The 1,658-nt window shown below is 55.3% G+C and carries 1 protein-coding gene; it reads left to right on the plus strand.

Annotation, left to right across the window (positions count from 1 at the left end; genetic code table 11):
* Positions 1-72: 72 nt before the first annotated feature.
* A protein-coding gene (locus tag A7K61_RS30555) for an IS3 family transposase (protein ID WP_193791350.1) occupies positions 73-1,625 on the plus strand; the annotation gives its coding sequence in 2 pieces (ribosomal slippage) (positions 73-535 and positions 535-1,625; 1,554 coding nt in all).
* Positions 1,626-1,658 lie beyond the last annotated feature (33 nt).

The following is a 1,658-nucleotide window of genomic DNA, read 5'->3' on the forward strand; positions in this document are numbered from 1 at the left end:
CCCCCGGTGTCAGGGTAGTTGTCGTGTCCCCCGCTTTTTGAAAAGCATTCCGGGGGCGGCAAGAGTATGGTCATGCCTTTCTATTCAGAAGAACGTAAAGCTGCGCTGCTGAAAATGATGCTTCCGCCCCTGAGCCTCTCGGCGGCGGAGGTCGCTCGGCGCGAAGGTTGCAGCGATATGTCTCTCCATTATTGGCGCAAACAAGCTGCCGCCAGAGGAACGCAATTGTCCGATGCCAAGCAACCGGCCGAAAATTGGTCAGCCGAATCCAAGCTGGCGATCATCATAGAAACAGGTTCGCTATCGGAACTGGAAATCGGTGAGTACTGCCGACGAAAAGGTATTTTTCCCGAGCAAATAACCGATTGGCGCAACGCTTTTATCGCCGGCAGCACGAAACAGTCAACCGCGAAAACTGCAAGCTCCGGACAGTCACGGGATGATAAAAATCGTATCCGTGAACTTGAACGTGAGTTGCGCCGCAAAGATGCAGCCCTGGCTGAAACAGCGGCCTTACTGGTACTACGAAAAAAGCTCAATGCCTACTGGGGGAGCGACGACGAGGCCACCTGACCTTGTTGCCAGAACGGTATTTACTCGTTGATTGGCTTAATGAAGCCATTCTGGCGGGCGCCCGCAGGGCGCCTGCTTGTCAGGAGGTAGGCATTTCACTGAGGACACTGCAACGCTGGAGCTTGCCGCAAGAACTCTTGGCAGATGGACGCACGACGACGCTTAGGCCGATACCGAACAACGCGCTCAGTGAGCTTGAACGGCAAGGCATCGTGACGCTGTGCAACAGCAAAGCCTATGCGCACCTCCCGCCAAGCCAGATCGTGCCGCAATTGGCCGATGAAGGAAGATATGTAGCCTCGGAGGCGACTTTTTATCGTGTGCTGCATGCGGCAGGTCAGCAGCATCACCGATCCAGAGCCAAGCGACCGCATCGCCATGAGGCACCGACCACTTACGCAGCGACTTCAGCTAATCAGGTGTGGTCATGGGACATCACCTACTTGCCGTCCCCGGTTCGCGGGAAATTTTACTACCTCTATCTGATCGAAGACATCTACAGCCGAAAAGCCGTGGGCTGGGAAGTTTATGAAGCCGAGAGCGGGGAAAAGGCAGCAGCGTTGCTGCAACGAAGCGTGACTCAGGAGAAGTGTTGGCGCCAGCCGCTGGTGCTTCACTCGGACAACGGTGCACCGATGAAATCGGTGACGTTACTGACCAAGATGTATGACCTGGGCATCACGCCGTCTCGCGGTCGACCACGGGTTAGCAACGACAACCCGTACTCGGAATCACTGTTCAGGACACTGAAATACTGCCCGCAGTGGCCACAGGCGGGGTTTACCAGCCTGGATGATGCGCGTATCTGGGTGAGGAATTTTATGACCTGGTACAACACCGTGCACCGTCATAGCCGGATCCGCTTCGTAACACCGGCTCAACGTCATGAAGGAAAAGACCGAGAAATCTTGGCTCGTCGAGATGCGATATACCGGCAGGCCAGAGAGAAAAGACCGGAACGATGGTCAGGAGAGACACGCAACTGGAACCCTATCGGGACGGTGTATCTGAACCCTGAAAGGGAACTGACCGTGGTAATAAAAATCGCGTAGCGCGACGGTGGACGCGACAACTACCTTGAAAAA

Source organism: Pseudomonas sp. AP42 (assembly GCF_001728935.1).
Taxonomy (GTDB): domain Bacteria; phylum Pseudomonadota; class Gammaproteobacteria; order Pseudomonadales; family Pseudomonadaceae; genus Aquipseudomonas; species Aquipseudomonas lactis.